General features: G+C 36.9%; 14 protein-coding genes. 7 read left to right on the forward strand and 7 right to left on the reverse strand.

What is annotated here, in order from left to right:
- The first annotated feature begins 1 nt into the window (after position 1).
- The 5 genes from AXA65_RS16210 (at position 2) to AXA65_RS16230 (ending at position 7,360) form a co-directional block, all read left to right on the forward strand.
- A complete protein-coding gene (locus AXA65_RS16210) occupies positions 2-2,074 on the forward strand; it encodes a M13 family metallopeptidase (protein WP_063971108.1) in 2,073 nt (690 codons plus the stop codon).
- Between the two features lie 144 nt (positions 2,075-2,218).
- On the forward strand, positions 2,219-3,685 hold the full coding sequence (gene rpoN / locus AXA65_RS16215; protein ID WP_034976517.1) for an RNA polymerase factor sigma-54: 1,467 nt from the start codon (positions 2,219-2,221) through the stop codon (positions 3,683-3,685).
- Between the two features lie 193 nt (positions 3,686-3,878).
- Positions 3,879-4,538 (forward strand): succinate dehydrogenase cytochrome b subunit, encoded by a 660-nt coding sequence (locus tag AXA65_RS16220; RefSeq protein ID WP_063971109.1) that lies wholly within the window; start codon positions 3,879-3,881, stop codon positions 4,536-4,538.
- Between the two features lie 14 nt (positions 4,539-4,552).
- Positions 4,553-6,562, forward strand: a complete 2,010-nt coding sequence (locus AXA65_RS16225) for a fumarate reductase/succinate dehydrogenase flavoprotein subunit (RefSeq protein ID WP_063971110.1) — start codon at positions 4,553-4,555, stop codon at positions 6,560-6,562.
- Between the two features lie 24 nt (positions 6,563-6,586).
- A complete protein-coding gene (locus AXA65_RS16230) occupies positions 6,587-7,360 on the forward strand; it encodes a succinate dehydrogenase/fumarate reductase iron-sulfur subunit (protein WP_063971111.1) in 774 nt (257 codons plus the stop codon).
- A 299-nt stretch (positions 7,361-7,659) separates the two neighbouring features.
- Here the strand turns inward: AXA65_RS16230 and AXA65_RS16235 are convergent, their stop codons facing one another.
- From AXA65_RS16235 to AXA65_RS16250, 4 genes are all read right to left on the reverse strand, one after another.
- Positions 7,660-7,896 carry a hypothetical protein gene (locus tag AXA65_RS16235; RefSeq protein WP_034969986.1) on the reverse strand — a complete coding sequence of 79 codons (237 nt, stop codon included), beginning with the start codon at positions 7,894-7,896 and terminating at the stop codon, positions 7,660-7,662.
- Between the two features lie 15 nt (positions 7,897-7,911).
- A complete protein-coding gene (locus AXA65_RS16240; protein ID WP_063971112.1) occupies positions 7,912-9,180 on the reverse strand; it encodes a DUF2851 family protein in 1,269 nt (422 codons plus the stop codon).
- Between the two features lie 430 nt (positions 9,181-9,610).
- Entirely contained in the window at positions 9,611-10,771 is a 1,161-nt protein-coding gene (bshA, locus tag AXA65_RS16245; RefSeq protein ID WP_063971113.1) for an N-acetyl-alpha-D-glucosaminyl L-malate synthase BshA, read from the reverse strand.
- A 76-nt stretch (positions 10,772-10,847) separates the two neighbouring features.
- The gene (locus AXA65_RS16250; RefSeq protein ID WP_063971114.1) at positions 10,848-12,599 is read right to left on the reverse strand and encodes a glycoside hydrolase family 3 protein; all 1,752 of its coding nucleotides are present in this window, start codon (positions 12,597-12,599) and stop codon (positions 10,848-10,850) included.
- Positions 12,600-12,713: 114 nt separating this feature from the next.
- Here AXA65_RS16250 and AXA65_RS16255 point away from each other — a divergent pair, with 114 nt between their 5' ends.
- Positions 12,714-13,223 (forward strand): hypothetical protein, encoded by a 510-nt coding sequence (locus AXA65_RS16255; protein ID WP_063971115.1) that lies wholly within the window; start codon positions 12,714-12,716, stop codon positions 13,221-13,223.
- 144 nt (positions 13,224-13,367) lie between these two features.
- Complete coding sequence (locus AXA65_RS16260) at positions 13,368-14,003, forward strand: peroxiredoxin (RefSeq protein ID WP_063971116.1); 636 nt, start codon at positions 13,368-13,370, stop codon at positions 14,001-14,003.
- A 72-nt stretch (positions 14,004-14,075) separates the two neighbouring features.
- Here the strand turns inward: AXA65_RS16260 and AXA65_RS16265 are convergent, their stop codons facing one another.
- The 3 genes from AXA65_RS16265 to AXA65_RS16275 are packed head-to-tail and all read right to left on the reverse strand — an operon-like array spanning position 14,076 to position 18,744.
- Complete coding sequence (locus tag AXA65_RS16265; protein WP_063971117.1) at positions 14,076-14,855, reverse strand: hypothetical protein; 780 nt, start codon at positions 14,853-14,855, stop codon at positions 14,076-14,078.
- Positions 14,856-14,865: 10 nt separating this feature from the next.
- Positions 14,866-17,649 (reverse strand): T9SS type A sorting domain-containing protein, encoded by a 2,784-nt coding sequence (locus tag AXA65_RS16270; RefSeq protein WP_063971118.1) that lies wholly within the window; start codon positions 17,647-17,649, stop codon positions 14,866-14,868.
- 12 nt (positions 17,650-17,661) lie between these two features.
- Positions 17,662-18,744 (reverse strand): PorV/PorQ family protein, encoded by a 1,083-nt coding sequence (locus tag AXA65_RS16275; RefSeq protein WP_063971119.1) that lies wholly within the window; start codon positions 18,742-18,744, stop codon positions 17,662-17,664.
- Between the last annotated feature and the right edge of the window lie 7 nt (positions 18,745-18,751).

Consider the following 18,751-nt stretch of genomic DNA (forward strand, 5'->3'; position numbering starts at 1 on the left):
AATGAAAAAAATCAGCGTTTACATCCTGACTGTTGCAGCAACATTTTATCTTGGCAGTACCGTCAATGCCCAGAACAAAACCGCAGTCCAAAAATCCGTACAAACTAACACGTCAAAAGATGAGGGACTTAATATTTCTTATATGAACAAATCTGTACGACCTCAGGACGATTTCTATAATTATGTCAATGGAGGCTGGATGAAAACGGCCGTAATTCCATCGGACAAACCAAGCTGGGGCTCATTCAATGCTTTGAGGGAAGATGTAGATGTGGCATCATTGGATATTTTGAACAAAGTACTTTCTGAGAAATTCGCATCTAATTCCGAAGGTGAAAAAATCCAGGCGCTTTATGGAACTTTTATCGATTGGAATAAGAGAAATGCGGAAGGAATCAATCCTATCAAATCTCAGTTAACTAAAATCGATGCGATTAAAAATGTAAAAGATTTACAAAAGTACCTTATTGAAGCAACACCTTCCGGAGACAATCCCTTTTACGGATGGAGAGTTGGTGCAGATATGAAAAACTCTGTAATGAACGCCGTTTATCTTGGTGGGCCAAGCTTAGGTCTGGGTAAAGATTACTATCAAAAAGTGAATCAAGCCAATACCAAAACATTGGCAGAATACAAAAATTATGTTGCCAAACTGGAAACCGTTCTTGGAAACAAAAATCCAGATGCAACAGCTCAGCAAATTGTAGATTTCGAAAAAAAACTGGCGCAAGACCTTCTGACTTTGGAACAAGGCCGTGATGCAAATTTACGTTACAACCCTAAAACTGTCGAAGAATTAAAAGCTTTGGTGAGAAATGTCAATCTACCCGATTATCTGAAAACGGTTGGCGTCAACACAGACAAAGTCATCATTGGAGAATTAAAATACTATGAAAATATGGATTCATGGATGACGGATAAAAATATTGGTCTCATCAAAGAATACATGAAGTATGACCTTTTGAACAACAATGCAGGAAATCTTAATCAGGATTTGGATAATATCCGTTTCGATTTCTATTCCAAATATCTGCAAGGCCAACAAGAACAGCGTTCTATGGAAAAGCGAGGACTTGCCGTTATCAATGGCGTTTTGGGAGAAGCTTTTGGAAAGCTTTATGTTGAGAAGTATTTCCCGGCAGAAGCCAAACAAAAGATGGAAACTTACGTGGATTACATCAAAAAATCTTTCAAACTACACATAGAAAATATAGATTGGATGTCTCCCCTGACCCGAGAAAAAGCTTTGGAAAAGTTATCAAAATTCAAAGTGAAGATTGCCTATCCGGACAAATGGAAAGATTATTCTAAGTTAAATCTTCAATTAGCATCCAACAACGGAACTTACTACAATAATCTTCAGAAAATATCTGAATGGAGTTATGCTAAGAATCTTGATAAAATAGGAAAACCAGTAGATAAAACAGAATGGGGAATGTCGCCTCAAACGGTGAACGCTTATTACAGCTCTTCTAATAATGAGATTGTTTTCCCGGCTGCGATTTTGCAACCTCCGTTTTTCCATTTCAATGCTGACCCTGCGGTTAACTTTGGCGGAATTGGTGGCGTTATCGGTCACGAGATCTCTCACGGATTTGATGACAGCGGTTCTAGATTTGATGGCGATGGAAATTTAAACAATTGGTGGACGGAAAGTGACAGAAAAAACTTTGACGAAAAAGTGGGACAACTCGCTGCGCAATATGATAAATATGAGCCTGTGACAGGAAGTTTTGTCAATGGAAAATTCACAAGTGGTGAGAACATTGGAGATTTGGGAGGAATTAATGTCGCTTACACGGCATTGCAAATGTATCTGAAGGACCACGGAAATCCTGGAGCAATCAGTGGTTTGACGCAGGACCAAAGATTCTTTATGAGCTGGGCAACGGTTTGGAGAACCAAATCTACCGACAAGTATATGACCAATCAGGTGAAGACAGACCCACATTCTCCGGGTTATTACAGAAGCTTTGGACCTTTGGTCAATATGGACGCCTTTCAAAAAGCATTCGACATCAAACCAGGTGACAAACTCTATGTAGCTCCTGAGAAAAGAATAAAAATTTGGTAGAACAAAAGCAAAAAACCTTCAGAAAAATCTGAAGGTTTTTTGTTAACTTTTATTAACTCATCAAATATCGTGCTAAACTTGTTGTTTTTTGAAAATTATTTTTTAACTTCGTAAAGTTGATATTAATTGACAAACTCAAACATTATGCTAAAGCAAAATCTACAACTTAGACTCGGTCAAAAACTAGCTCCACAACAGATTCAATTGATGAAGCTGATACAACTTCACACTTTGGAATTTGAAGAAGAACTCGAAAGAGAGCTTGAGGAAAACCCTGCTTTGGAAAAAGTAAATGAAGAGGAAAGCAAAGAAGACGACTACACAGCCGCCGAAGAAGCTTATGAAAACGAAGGAACAGAAAGCATAGAAACGGATTTCGATGTCAACGATTATCTTTATGACGACGAACCAAATTATAAAACCGCCAGCAGCAACTATTCTGCAGACGACGAGGAATTTGACAATCAATCACTTTTAACGGAAGGACAAACGCTTTACGATTATCTTTTGGAACAAATCAGACTATCAACTGTTGAAGAAGAAGATTTGAAAATCTGCGAATATGTGATTGGAAACCTTGACACAGACGGCTATTTGAGAAGAGACATTAAATCTATCGTTGACGATTTGGCATTTTCCCAAGGCATTTATACAACCATTGAAAGAGTCACATATATTCTTGAAAATTATGTTCAGAAGCTGGATCCGCCAGGCGTTGGTGCAAGAGATTTGAGAGAATGTCTTTTGCTTCAAATCGAGAAAAAAGTGAGTTCAAATAAAACTGTAATTCTGGCAGGAAATATTTTGAGAAATCAGTTTGATGCCCTTGCCAATAAGCATTACAACAAAATCATTCAGAAATACGATATCGAGGAAGAGGATTTGAAAGATGCTTTGGAAGAGATTGCAAAACTTTCGCCTAAAGTTGGTGGAAACTTTGATACTCAAACGATTACAATTAATCAAGAAATTATTCCAGACTTTGTACTTCAAGTGAAAGACAACCAGGTTATTCCAACTTTGAATAACAAAAACGCACCTTCGCTTCGAGTTTCGGATGAGTATAAAGAAATTTTAACGACTTATTCTCACGATAAGAAATCGGCTGAACATAAGCAAGCTGCGCTTTTCATCAAGCAAAAACTGGATGCGGCAAAATGGTACATCGATGCGATCAACCAAAGACAGAATACACTTTTACAAACCATTACGGCAATTGTAAAACTTCAAAAAGATTATTTTATTTCTGGCGATGAGAAAAACATCAGACCAATGATTCTAAAAGACGTTGCTGATATTACTGGATTCGATATTTCTACAATCTCGAGAGTTGTGAAAAGTAAATACGCTGACACACCAAATGGAATTGTTTATTTGAAAAACCTTTTCTCAGATTCATTGACCAATGATGACGGTGAAGAAGTTTCAACTAAAGAAATCAAACAGCATTTGCAGGAAGCCATCGACAAAGAAAACAAAAGAAAACCTTGCACAGACGATGCTTTGGTAGGAATTCTTAAAGAAAAAGGTTACAACATCGCGAGAAGAACGATTGCAAAATACAGAGAACAACTCAACATTCCGGTCGCAAGATTGAGAAAAGAATTATAATAGACAGAATCCCGAATCAATTTCGGGATTTTTCTTTTCATATCATATAGAATGAATACAGGATTTGAAAAATCGTTAACATTCCCTTAAAGTTATTTAGAAAGATTACAAACTGTATTTTTGTGACATTTCTCAATGTTAGTTGGGTCAACTATTTTCTAAATTTGTGGAAATTCAAATAACAAACAGAATTATGGCAGGGATTACGTCTTCTATAGGCAGAAAATATGCTATGGCACTTTCAGCAATGTTTTTGCTGATCTTCTTGGTGATGCATTTGTCCACCAACATGATCTCAATCTTCAGTGAGGATGCGTTCAACGCCGCTTCCCATTTTATGGGATATAATCCGGCGGTTCAGTTTCTGATGCAACCGATTTTGATCTTTGCAGTTGTATTCCACTTCGTAATGGGATTTGTGCTGGAAATCAGAAACAACGGTGCGAGACCAGTGAAATATGCAATGAACCAAGGTTCTGCTAATTCTACTTGGATGTCTAGAAATATGATCATTTCAGGCGCTGTGATCTTAGCATTTATTGCCTTGCACTTTTACGATTTTTGGTTTCCAGAGATCAGCTACAAGTATATCCAAGGTAACAATCCAGACGAAGTAAGATATTGGGAAGAATTGCACCACAAGTTCCACGACCTTTGGAGAGTTGTACTTTACGTAATCGCATTCGTATTGTTAGGTCTGCATTTGGCACATGGATTCCAGTCTTCTTTCCAATCTATTGGAGCAAGACATCCTAAATACACGCCTTTCATCAAAGCGTTTGGAAACTGGTACTCTATTATCATTCCATTAGGATTTATCATCATCGCTATTTATCATTTCGTTACTCAATAATAATAAAATAAATTATGGGTTTAGATTCAAAAATTCCTGCTGGTCCGCTTAAGGATAAGTGGAAAAATCATAAAGATCACATGAACTTGGTTGCACCTAACAACCGGGACAAAATAGATATTATCATCATCGGAACAGGATTGGCCGGCGGTTCTGCTGCTGCAACTCTTGCCGAGCAAGGTTATAATGTAAAGGCATTCTGTTATCAGGATTCTCCTAGGAGAGCACACTCTATTGCTGCTCAAGGTGGTATCAACGCTGCTAAGAATTATCAAGGTGACGGAGATTCAACTTACAGATTGTTCTACGATACGATCAAAGGTGGAGATTACCGCGCCAGAGAAGGTAATGTTTACAGATTGGCAGAAGTTTCTGCTAATATCATTGACCAATGTGTGGCACAAGGTGTTCCATTTGGAAGAGAATATGGCGGACAATTGGACAACCGTTCATTTGGAGGTGTTCAGGTAAAAAGAACTTTCTACGCAAAAGGACAAACCGGACAACAGTTATTATTAGGAGCCTATTCTGCAATGAGCCGTCAAATCGGTAAAGGTAGGATCAAAATGCACAACCGTCATGAGATGCTAGATCTTGTGATCGTTGACGGAAAAGCAAGAGGAATTATCGCAAGAAACCTTGTAACAGGAGAAATCGAAAAACATTCTGCACACGCAGTTGTTATTGCTTCCGGAGGTTACGGAAATGTTTATTTCCTTTCTACCAATGCAATGGGATCCAATGTTTCTGCAGCTTGGAAAATTCATAAAAAAGGAGCGTATTTCGCAAATCCTTGTTATGTTCAGATCCACCCTACTTGTATTCCGGTTCACGGAACGCAACAGTCCAAATTGACCTTGATGTCAGAATCTCTTAGAAACTCCGGAAGAATCTGGGTTCCTAAAAATATTGAAGATTCTGTTGCCATCAGAGAAGGAAGATTGAGACCAGAAAATATCGCTGAAGAAAACAGAGATTATTATCTTGAAAGAAGATATCCTGCATTTGGGAACTTGGTTCCTAGAGACGTAGCTTCCAGAGCTGGAAAAGAGCGTTGCGATGCTGGATACGGAATCGAAAACAATGATACGAAGGAAGGCGTTTACCTAGATTTCTCTACAGAGATCATGAAAAAAGGTAAAGAAGCCGCTATCGAAAAACATATTCATAATCCAACAGATCAGCAGATCTATGATCTTGGGAAAGCTTGGATCGAGGAAAAATACGGTAACTTATTCGTCATGTACGAGAAGATTACCGCCGATGATCCTTATAAAACACCGATGAAGATCTATCCAGCGGTTCACTACACAATGGGTGGCGTTTGGGTTGATTATAACCTTCAGTCTACAATTCCTGGATGTTTCGTAATTGGAGAAGCTAACTTCTCAGATCACGGTGCCAACAGACTTGGAGCTTCTGCTTTGATGCAAGGTTTGGCAGACGGCTATTTCGTTCTACCTTACACGATTGCAGATTATCTTTCTGCAGACATCAGAACTGGAAAGATCTCTACTGATACACCAGAATTCAACGAAGCTGAAAAAGAGATCAAAGAAAAAATTAATTTCTTCTTGACCAATAAAGGAACGCACACAGTCGATCATTTCCACAAACAATTGGGCCACATCATGTGGAACAAAGTTGGAATGGGAAGAACGCCTGAAGGTCTTAGAGAAGCGATCAAAGAGATCGAAGAAGTAAGAAACAACTTCTGGAAAGATGTCCGTGTTCCTGGTGATTCTGACAATATGAATCCAGAATTGGAGAAAGCTTTCAGAGTAGCTGATTTCTTGGAATTAGGACAATTGATGGCGATTGACGCGCTGAACAGAAATGAATCTTGTGGAGGACATTTCCGTGAAGACCATGCAACACCAGAAGGTGAGGCAGAACGTGACGATGTGAATTACAAATACGTTGCAGCTTGGGAATACAAAGGTATGGACATCAATCAATCTGTAGTGCACAAAGAAGACCTTGTGTATGAGAACATTGAAGTTAAAGCAAGAAGTTACAAATAATCTCCATTCAAAAATATATATAAAATGAGTGCAAAAAAAGGCTTAAATCTTACGCTGAAAATTTGGAGACAAAAAAACAATAAAACAAAAGGTCAGTTCGAAACCTATAAGATCTCTGATGTTTCTACGGATTCTTCATTCCTGGAAATGTTGGATATACTGAACGAGCAGTTGATCAACGACGGGAAAGACCCTGTTGCCTTCGACCACGATTGTCGCGAGGGAATCTGCGGAATGTGTTCACTTTACATCAATGGTAGAGCGCACGGACCAGATACAGGAATCACGACTTGCCAGCTGCATATGCGTCATTTCAAAGATGGCGAAACCATCCACATCGAACCTTGGAGAAGCGCTGCTTTTCCGGTGATCAAAGATTTGGTGGTAGACAGATCTGCATTTGACAGAGTAATGGCTGCCGGTGGATTCGTTTCTGTGAATACTTCTGGAAACACTTTGGATGCCAACGCAATCCTGGTTCCGAAAGAAGACGCTGACAAAGCGATGGATGCTGCGGCGTGTATCGGTTGTGGTGCTTGCGTTGCTTCTTGTAAAAACGGCTCAGCAATGCTGTTCGTTGGAGCAAAAGTATCTCAGTTCGCATTGTTGCCTCAAGGTCGTGTAGAAGCTACCAGAAGAGTCCTGAATATGGTAAAAGCAATGGACGAAGAAGGATTCGGAAACTGTTCCAACACCGGTGCTTGTGAAGTAGAATGTCCGAAAGGAATCTCTCTAGAGAACATCGCAAGAATGAACAGAGAATATGCATCTGCAAACCTTAAAACTGCAAATCCATAAGCAAGATTTTAGAAGTTAGATATTAGACTTCTTTCAAAATACAAATCCGGTTGAGTTTTTCAATCGGATTTTTTTGTGGATTATAATTTGGGCAGCTTTTCCGTCTTCCGTTCCCAATCTTTTTGCCTTTGCTTTTCCAGCCGCAAAAAAGGATTTCCACTCAAGCCGGGCTGCGTATTTCAGGACAAAACAACATTTGTCTATAAAATGGAAACCCGTTCAAAATCTGAAACTTTGAACGGGTTTTAATATCTAAAAATTAATCTGCAAAATTTGCTAAATCTGCGACAAACAATCTTTTACAAATCAAAAACGCTCGGCCTTTTCGTCACAATACAATCCTTTATCCAAAGCATAAAAGCCAACCCAAGATAAAACAAAAAGAAAATCCCAGCCGTCGCAAATGTAGAATAAATAAAGAAAACACGCAGTTTCGAAACAGGAATTCCAAGTTTGGTACCATATCTTGTGAGCACGCCAAACCATTCTCTTTCCATTTTGTGGCGCATACCGTTGATTACAATTGGCTCTTTCATTTTGGATTTGTTACTTTAATCTGGGCTCTTCAAAAGTTGAAAACCGATACTGCAATTTAAGCATTTTTTCTGAGTGCAAAATGTTTTGTATTGGTAAAGAAAAGCTTGTGTCTTCAACGCATTTTCGAACTTCACACCCAAGTTTTTCCATTCATCAAGAATAGAATTCTTCTCCGATTTCAGGTATTTATAAAAATCAAAAATATCATCTACTATTTCAGGATTGTGATTCTTTTGATAGAAATACTTGATGGGCAGAATCGCATTGATGATAATCAAATCGATGAAATCTTTGCTCAACAATTTCTGATTTTCGACAGACGAAATCTTCCCAAAATTAAAATGATTATCCCAATATTCCGAAGCAGAAATATTCTCGAAAATCAAATACAAATCATCAATCGTTTTAGCCTCAATAATCTTCGAAAAGAGATTCGGTTGAGAATGATAAAGATTCGCCAATTGCGAAAGCCGAATCGTAGGGAAATTTGGTGGACGAAGTTTGGAGAATTTTGGAGCGATTCTAACTTCATTAATATTAAATTTAATCTTCAAAAAATCAAATTCCCGTTTCCAGACTTTCATCATTTCATCTTTAGGCTCATCAAGAAAATTACAAATCCCAAATAATAAAGCTTCCAACTGAACTTTATTCTGTTTTATTTTTTGAATGACAGAAAAGTCCAAACTTTCAGCTAATTGGAGGAAAATCTCAGCGTTGACTTTCAATCCAAAAGTGTAAGCCAATTGTTGAAACAGAACGGCTTCGTAATTATTTTGATTCTTCTTCAAAGACAATTCCAGAGATTCAGATTTTAAATCTAATTTCTTGAGCAAAACTTCTTCTTCAAAAAACAATGGAATTTTATCCTTATCAAACAAATCTTCGCAAGGAATAAACGAATGTTCTTCCCTCAAATTTTGATGCTTCTGAATCAAAGTTTCATCAATATAATCCTTGAGTTCCAAAGTGGGAATCTGCTGGTTTTCCAATTCCGGAATATCGCAATCATTGATGTAAACGGCGTGAAGAATCAAATTTCCAAACTCGGGATTTCCGGAATGGTTGTGGAAAAACCAATCGGAAGCTTTGGTGTGAATCTCGATGTTTCCGGCGAAAATGATGTCGTCAATTTTAATCTTTGCAAACAAAAAATCCGGTCCCGAATTCTTGTTCCATTCGCCAAAGTCTAAGATTTCAATACTCTTTCCATTGACGGAAACAAAATCGAAACACCGGAATTTCTTAAAATTCCAGAGATATTGTAATATTTCTTCATTCATTTGTGTGTGTGATTTTCTTTAAACAAAAACCCTTTCAAAGTAAATACTTCGAAAGCGTTAAGTTATAAAAATTTTGGAAATTTCTAAATATTTTTAACAGCGAAAAGAAGTAATAAAGTTTAACGCAAAGTCCGCAAAGATTTTTTTTGCAATTATTGAGAATTTTTTAAGATTCGCAAAGACGTAAAACTCATCAAAGATTATCAACGAAATTCTTTGTAACAATAACATTCCGTAGAAATCTCGACAGCGAAGTTTAGATTCCTACGGAATGACAAACGTTGTGTTTATAGACAACTGTTTTTGTATGCTGAATCTGCAGCCCGACTTGAACGGAAATCCTTTTTTGCTTCTACTTAAGTTCTATTTAGACTGAAATCGTCTGCAAAAAAGATTGGGAGTGGAAGGCGGAAAAGCTGCCCACATTATTTTAATTCCCAGCGTCAATCAACTTCGCTTCTTCAAACTTCGCAATCGTGGTTTCATACATTTCGATGTAGATTGGAAGGATATTTTTGAGGTCAAATTTCAGTGCTTGTGCTTTGGCATTCTTTTTCATTTCGGCAAGAAGGTCTTCATTGCTCAAAAGCTTGATGCAATAATTGGACATCGCTTCCACATTCCCGATTTCAGCCAGGAAACCAGTTTCACCCTGAATATTAACTTCTGGAATTCCACCAGCATTACTACTGATTACGGGCGTTTTTGCAGCCATCGCCTCCAAAGCCGCCAATCCGAAACTTTCCTGCTCGGAAGGCAAAAGAAAGACGTCTGAAAGTTGTAGAATTCTGTAAAGATCATTCACTTTTCCGAGTAATTTTATTTTCCCAATCAATTCTGGATTTTCTTCTAAAAACTGGTTGATTTTCTCCATTTCCGGACCTTCGCCAATGACAATCAATTTTGATTGTACTTTTCTGTTGACATTCTTGAAAATCTCCAAAACATCCTGAATCCTTTTCACAGGACGCAGATTGGAAACGTGAATCAGGATTTTTTCGTCGTCGCTGGCAAACTGTTCTCTCTGGCAGGTTTTACAATCTTCATCAAAAACCGAATTATCAATAAAATTGGTAATCACCTGAATCTCTTTGTGAATATTAAAAAACTGAAGGGTGTCTTTTTTCAGACTTTCGGAAACGGAAGTTATCGTATCACTCTGATTGATAGAGAATTCGACTGCGTGTTTGTAACTTGGATGTTGTCCAACCAGGGTAATATCTGTCCCGTGAAGTGTCGTTACCAAAGGCACATCTTTGTGTTCTGCCTTCAACATTTGCTTCGCGGTGAACGCGGCGTAAGCGTAAGGAATCGCATAATGCGCGTGCAATATATCCAGTTTGTAAAGATTCACAACGCGATAAATCATCGATGACAATGCGATATCGTAAGGCTGATATTGGAACAGCGGATAAGTCTGAACATTTACTTTGTGGAAGAAAATATTCGGATTGGTAACGTCCAAACGTGCTGGCAATGCAGAACTTATGAAATGAACTTCATAGCCTTTGTCGGCCAGACTCATCCCTAATTCTGTTGCAACAATTCCGCTTCCGCCGTAGGTTGGATAGCAAAGTATACCTATTTTCATTTTTTTATGTACAATGTATTATGTAAAAAGTACAATGACTTTTTTGTTGATTTATTTAAAAAATAATACTTCAAATTTACTCAATTACAGTCTTGGAATTTTTCGTTTCCGAACTATTTTTTCTATCAGTTTGATTGGTTGGAATTTTAGTGTCAACATCCATTCCCATTCCGAATTTTAAGTTGTCGTTTACCAAAACCGGAAGTCTTCCCCATATTTTTGTCTGTCCTAAAAGTCCATTGGCTGTTGCTTTCATCGCGTCGTCATTATTTTCATAAGAAACTAATACTGTGGAAACTTTTGAAATATCAATGTCTTTCAAAGCATAAGGACTTCCAAAAACATCAAGAATGACAGTTTGATTTTTGCTTAAATCTGAAAGAATCTTCTTGCCTGAATCTGAGATTTTATAAGGTTTGTAGGCTGTGGAATTATCCTTGTGAAAACCAACAATCACTTTTGAGTTGGCTGGAATTGAATTGATGTCTGACGCTTTTTTAAGAATTACTGTTGTTCCTGTATTCAATTGGTTGAGGAAAGTTTCGTAAGCCGCTTCTTCCAATGGAACGTAATAATAAGTTTCTTTGCAATCGAGAGGTAACAGTTTTTTGTCATCTTTAATTAACGTCAAAGCGTTGGAATACATTTTCTGGGCAATCTCGGAATGTGAATCGTTGTTCAGATCATCATTGATATTTTCCGGATTGACGTTCGAATATTGATCAAGACCTAAAAAATATTTGGTCAACAAAATTTTCTTCACGCTCTCCTCTACTCTACTTTGTGGAATTTCTTTATTATCAATCGCTTTTTGAATCAATCTTTTTCCTGTCGCAACATCTTGTGAAAACAACATAATATCATTACCTGCTTTGAAAGCCAACGCATCCAATTCTCCCGCTTTGAATTTGTTCGCCACCGCGCCCATATTGAGCGCATCGGTGATAATCAAACCTTTGTAGCCGTATTTTTCTTTCAAAAGTCCTGTAACAATTTTCTTTGAAATTGAAGCTGGAATTCCTTTTTTGCTTTCAAGACTTGGAACGTAAAGGTGAGCGACCATTACGCCTCCAATTCCTTTGTCCATCAACGCTTTGAATGGTGCTAACTCGGTTTTTTCCAATCGTTCTATATTGTGGGAAACAACTGGTAAATCCAAGTGAGAATCTGTATCTGTGTCGCCGTGACCAGGGAAATGTTTAATCGCTGCCAAAATCTTATTATCCTGTAAACCATTGGAATATGCCAAAGCGGAACTTACCACATTATTCACATCAGAACCGAAACTTCTGTTGCCGATGATTGGATTGTTTGGATTCGTATTCACATCCACAACGGGCGCAAAATCCCAATTGATGCCCATTCTCTTGCAATCTTCGGCAATTTTGGATGACATATCGTGAATGAGATTCTTATCCTGAATCGCTCCCAAAGTGATTGCCCACGGATATTTGTGCGCTTTTGCAATCCTCTGGAAAACGCCCCATTCTGCATCCATCCCGATCATCAACGGCACTTTTGACTGGGATTGGAACTCATTGACCAAATTAATTTCTCTCGCTGCATCATCTTGCATTAATATCAATCCACCGATTTTATCATTCAAAACAATGTTTCGGATCTGATTGATGTGCGCTTTGTCTTTATTGGTGTAAAGTGCAACGATGAAAAGCTGACCGATTTTTTCCTCTTGTGAAAGTGCGTTGTAGGTTTTATCCACCCAATCATTTGCTTTTTTGAGGTCGGAACTGGAAAGATTTTTTGGTTGGTACTGAGGGAAATAAAACTGCGAAATAAAAGTTATTATTATAAGACTTAACCTTTTCATTTTTTTGATATCTAAAATTTAGAAAACTTTCCATAAAGATATTAAATCCGCTGAAAATGGCTATTTTTATGGTCTGTTATTTGTAATAAAATTTATAACGTAAATATTAAACCTATGAAAAAGTTTCTTCCCCTTTTATTATTACTGATTTCCAGTATATTTATCTTCAGCTGTAAAGACGATGACGACGATGTACAAGTACAAGTAGATTATCCTGCAGTTTATGACCTTAATGTAAATTTCAAATTCAACGATACTGATGGTTGGTTTTATGATCAGGCGTTCAACAATCCACTTTTGGATCAGGATTATGTCTTAATCTTTAGACAAGCTGGCACAGAAAACGGAGCTGTTGTTTGGCAACAAATCCCTAGAACATTGTACCTTGATCAAGGCGAATTAGACTATGACTTTGATTTCAGTAAAAATGATTTCCTTATCTATGCAGGTGGAACCTACGATATCAGCACGACACCACAGTATTTGAACAATCAAAGATTTAGAGTAGTTTTAGTGCCTGCCGTTTTCGGTAAAAATGCTAATACTGAGGACATCAAGAAAATGTCTTACGAAGAAGTTATCTCAAAATATAATATCGATGACAGTAAAGTTGGAACTTTGTAATTCAACTTTCTTTAATAAATTTAAAACCATTTGGAAATTTCTGAATGGTTTTTTTATTGGCAAAAATAAATAATACCAAATCAGTATGAATTAACCTTTTTATTATTAAATTTGTTAACCATTAATCAAAAAAAATATTACAATATGTCTATAAAACTTGGCGACACAGCTCCGGATTTTGATGCAGAAAGCAGTCTTGGAAAACTTAATTTTTATGATTACCTAGGTGATTCCTGGGGAATCTTATTTTCACATCCAGCAGATTACACACCAGTCTGCACGACGGAGCTTGGTAAGACATCAGAATTGAAACCCGAATTCGATAAAAGAAATACAAAAGTAATTGCCTTGAGTGTTGACGGAATCGATAATCACAAAGGCTGGATCCTTGACATCAATGAAACTCAAAATACGAAAGTGGAATTTCCTATCATTGCTGATCAGGACAAAAAAGTGTCTGAATTGTATGACTTCATCCATCCCAATGCGAGCGCAAGCCTTACCGTAAGATCCTTGTTGATCATCGATCCAAATAAAAAAGTAAGATTGATCATCACTTATCCTGCTTCCACGGGCCGAAATTTCACAGAGATATTAAGAGTCCTGGACTCTCTACAATTGGTCGACGGTTACGGTGTTGCAACACCTGTTGACTGGAAAGACGGGGACGATGTGATCATTCCACCAGCAGTTTCTCAGGAAGATGCGGAGAAAAAATTCACTAAAGGTGTGAAGGTCATCAAACCATATTTGCGGTATACTCCTCAACCCAATAAATAAATTGAATTAAAACTAAAAAGGTCAGAATTGCTTCTGACCTTTTTCTATTTTATTAATGAAAGTATAATCAAATTAATTGGCAGAGAATACCTCGTTGGAAAATTCGCCATTACTTTTTGGCATTTCTATGATGATATTTCCATTTTCATAATAACCGATCGTGGACTCTCCAGAGCCCAATTTCACTCTGTAAACGTCTTTTTTAGCAGTAGATTTGAATGTTGCGAAAGGCACAGAACTATTTCCATCTACCAAAATAAACTGATCGTCTGCAATCTGGATCTTTTGCAAGGATAGATTACCTTTTGTATATCTTTGAGCCGTTGAAGTTTGCGTAACTGTTTGCTTCGGCTGAACAACTTCTACAGATCTATCTGTTTCTTGTGGCTTACTTATTTCCTGAGGTTTTGAATCTGCAAGATTTTCAATTTTCGAAGAAGGGTTTGAAACCGGAATTTTGACCAATGCTTGTTTCAACGCATCCTGATATCCAGGTTCAAATTCTTTGATCGCACTGTTCCCTTTTTCTGCCAATACAACTTGATTGCTACAATCTTTGAATTGAAGGATCAGTTTGTTTCTGAACATACTTTTTTCATTTAGGACATCTGCGTTCAAAACTTTGCATGCATTTGAAAGTGCATCTGCTGGCCAATTGGATTTGTTCTCTGATAGAATCGTATATTTCTTACCTTTCAAAGCCTTTTCAAGGATCATATTCAATCCATAAGATCGATCTTCTTTGAAATCTGTCAATTCCGATGGAACCGAAATATACCTATAATCAGAAACGGTCTGAGCTTTTATTAATGTTATTAAAATGATTGATAGTAGAGTTGCTATTTTTTTCATATGATGGACTTTATTTTTTAATGAATTTATGCGAATATGAAATGCCTGAGCTTGTTTTGACTTCTATCATGTAAACCCCTCTGTTCATCTTAGAAACATCAATATTTTGATCTTCTCCAAGATATTTGCCCTCCAAAATTATTTTTCCACTAAAATCATAGATCACAAATGAGTCTATTTTCTTTGCTGACTCATTTCTTATTTTTATTAAATCAGTGGCAGGATTTGGATACAGATAAATTTGGCTTTTCCCATTACCCTGAATACTTTCAGATGTTGCAAGATCTAGTTCCGAAATAACTTCAAATAACTCATAACCATTCTCCTCTGTTTTGTAATTGAAGTATAGTTTTTCCCCGTCGGTGCCTATTTCGCTTATGTAGTTTGCCTTGTTATTGTTGTAGTAAAGCGTGTATTTTTTTGCAGTATTTTCATTTTTTTCAACTCTAAAAAGGTCAGGATTAGCGTTGACGAAGAATGTATCTTTCAGACAAACCTGTCCTCTCATATACAAAGCATATATATTATTCATGGATGTATTATTATATTTGATCTCCGCTGGAGCACCTATGCCATCATATGCAAAAATGCCTTGTCCGATTTTGCCCATGAACAATCGCCCACCACAAGCACTGAAGTACAGTCTTTCATTGGTTTCAAAATCTTTTACTACAGACACCCCAGTTTTATCTATGGTCATCAATACGCCATTCGCATCAAAATAGATCTTACCTTTATACATTACTGATTGATTCGGATAATAATTTCCCGTAATCAAATCATAATTGGTGTTGTTCGATAAATCAATATAACTAAATCTGTCTTGAAAATTACCAGAGAATGGATTGTAGGTAAAGAATATTTTGTTGTCTGATAGTCCTAAAAACAAATAACGACCTTGGCCCTTATTGATGGTTGTAATGATTTTTGTATTTATCAAGCTTCCATCTGTTCTCAAAAAATTGGTGGATCCATCATAATTTGACACCATAAAATAAGCCCAATTATCATCAGTCACTGAAATATCCAAATTTTCGTTATTAGAAGCATTATTGGTGGTACTGTAATAGGTCTTGAGAAGTATTGGAGCCTGCCAATCATTATTGACGACCCAAATCTTTGTCTCATATTGGCTCGAGTTATAAGTCAAATAGACCAATTGGTTTTTGATGATCTTGTACGACATGATCTGGTCATTGATTGGACCTGCCAACTGTAAGGATGAACCTTCATTGACTGTTGTCCTGTAAAAAGAACTACCATTGGCATAATAGAAATGTTCTCCCAAAGAAAATATCGTATTCTTAATGGGATAGACATTAAATTCGCCTGTTGGCGTGGTAGTGAAATTGCTTAATTGTGTAACAGAATCTTGGTTTCTTTTCTTTACAAAAAACTGATATCTCTGACTATCATCTTTTGCCAAGAAAATCAAGTTATTGGATTCATCATTTGTAAAAAGTCTTGGGTCTCCACTCCCTTTGAGGTTGGCATCTTGTGTGAGACTAATGGCGCCATTGGTTTTACTAATTTTGTACAACTCTCTATCATTAGCTGCTTTTTGACTTGCAAAATAAATGTGATCTCCGACTGAAGCAAAATTGGACTTGTCAGAAGACACTAGGATCTTAAATTTTTTGTCTCCTCCATTATATAACCACATATCAGCAGAGGTAGTGGCATTACTTGGAAGACCTGCAAGTAGAAAGCCAGAATCATCAAGTGATTTTAGAATTACAGAATTTGAATTTTCAAAATCAACTTGAGTCAAGTTAAGATCGCTATCTAATGAAAGTACTTTGTTATCTGTTGTATTAAAGAAAAGTTTGTTATTAAGCGCGTAAGAAGTAGAACTGATATTTCCGTTGTATTCCTGTGGGAAGTCTTTTACAAATTCCAAATCTGTCTCAGTTATTTTATATAATTTTCTATTAATGACATAGATCAAATCATTACCCAATTTCCCACAGATTGAATTGATTGCATTGGTACTTGTATTTGAATTAAAGATGACACTATTATTCTTAGAAAGTAAATCAAAAGCAAATAATTTATATTTGTAATCAGAATCTGAAATACTGTAGTATAATTTGTTGTTATCTAAGGTAAGCTGAAGATTGTAATAAAAAGTATAGTAGATAAAGTTGTTGGTTGAAAGTATTTCTGTACCACTCAGTGTTCCATCTGTCTTTACAAGTTTTATATCCAAACCATTTTTTACGAAGAAATAGCTGTAGTTTACATCTTGGACAATATTACTAATGATGTTGCCCGATGTTAATTTGACAGGTTCAGCTCCATCCTCTCCAATTGCATAAGTATTTTGGTCGTTATAATAATCTCGAGAAAAGATCAACCTATTTTTAAATACTTTTGAAACAGTGAAATCATCAAAGTAGGTAGAAAAAGTAAAGATCTTCGTTGTACCTGATTCCGTACCGTCTGTTCGCCAGAGTTGAGCATTGTCGTAATAACCTGTTTTGGAAAGAAACATGGCAGTATTATTACTCAATTTATAAATTCTAGAAGTAATTCCTGGGTAGAGATATGAGCTATTGACTTTCTTCACAAGATTTACTTTGTTATCACTAGGATCATACATAAAAAGGTTTCTACCTTCATAAGAAGATTCACCGCTTGCACTACTGTACAAGATCTTATTATTAAACTCAACCATCCCTTTTGGGTCACTGGATCCAGAAGTATTGGTTTCTATGAGTTTTGAATCTAAAATTTCCTGAGAAAAAAACAAATTGGAAATAAAGATCAAGGAAAGCGTAAAATTTTTGATCATATGTTATAGTTATTAGTTTCTAAAGCCTTGCATATCCAATTTCAAAGAAAAGAAATTGGAGTAAAAATTGGAACCTCCGATGCCAGAATTGGTGATCGCATAGTCCAACGTTAAACCTTTATATTTGATTCCAATTCCCGCGCTCGGCTGGAAAGAAACTTTACGTTTCAGATCCTCGATATCGGAAATTGTTTGAAATCTGTTGAAACCTAATCTTACGAATATCATATCCTGAAAGATCAACTCACCACCTGCATACGGCGTAATGCTCGCAAAATCTGTAGAAACTAAAGCAGCCGTTTTTGCAAAATCTATATTGACTCCCGCTTCTGGCAATAATTTCAGATCTCTATTGAACTCAAATGTTTTACTGATACCAATATTAAGTTTTGGCATCGTGATCTCCATCTTGTCCGTTGGCGCCGGATTGAATTCTTCGCCATTCACAACTGCGGATAACTCTTCCTGATTGATGGTCCAGAAATTGACCGTCGTCGTTGCATCTCTCAGCATAAAACCATAATTCCAATCTGTATCTGAGTGGTAGATCGCACCAACATCAAAACCGAAACCATAACCGCTTGCAAATTTTCCGACATTTCTGTAAACAATTTTTGCCGTTGCTCCGACGTCTAATTTCTGATTTCCGTTCGGATGAAAAGCATATGAAAATAAAGCTGCATAATCTGAAGTAGAAAAAGAACTGATCTTATCATAATCAATATTACCTTCGGAATCAATTAATTGTGTTGTATTAAGGATATTATCGACGCCTAATCTCACCAATGAAATTGCGAAAACACCGTTCCCGTAATCCAAAGGTTTGGCGTAAGAGAGATAGTCATATTTTGCGATGGATTCGAAGTATTCTGCGTGCATTGCCGCCACTTGCCAGTCTCGGTCGATCTTCATCAAACCAGCAGGATTCCACATCGGAGAATAGACATCATCCTGATTGGAAACCACTGCGCCGCCCATTGCAAGACCTCTTGCGCCGGCTCCAATATTCAGGAACTCATTGGAATATTTCCTGATGATCTGTGCATCAGAAAACTGGACTAAAGTGATAAGTAAAAAAAATAAAATTCTTTTCATTAATTTG

This window comes from Chryseobacterium sp. FP211-J200, assembly GCF_001643375.1.
Taxonomy (GTDB): Bacteria; Bacteroidota; Bacteroidia; order Flavobacteriales; family Weeksellaceae; genus Epilithonimonas; species Epilithonimonas ginsengisoli.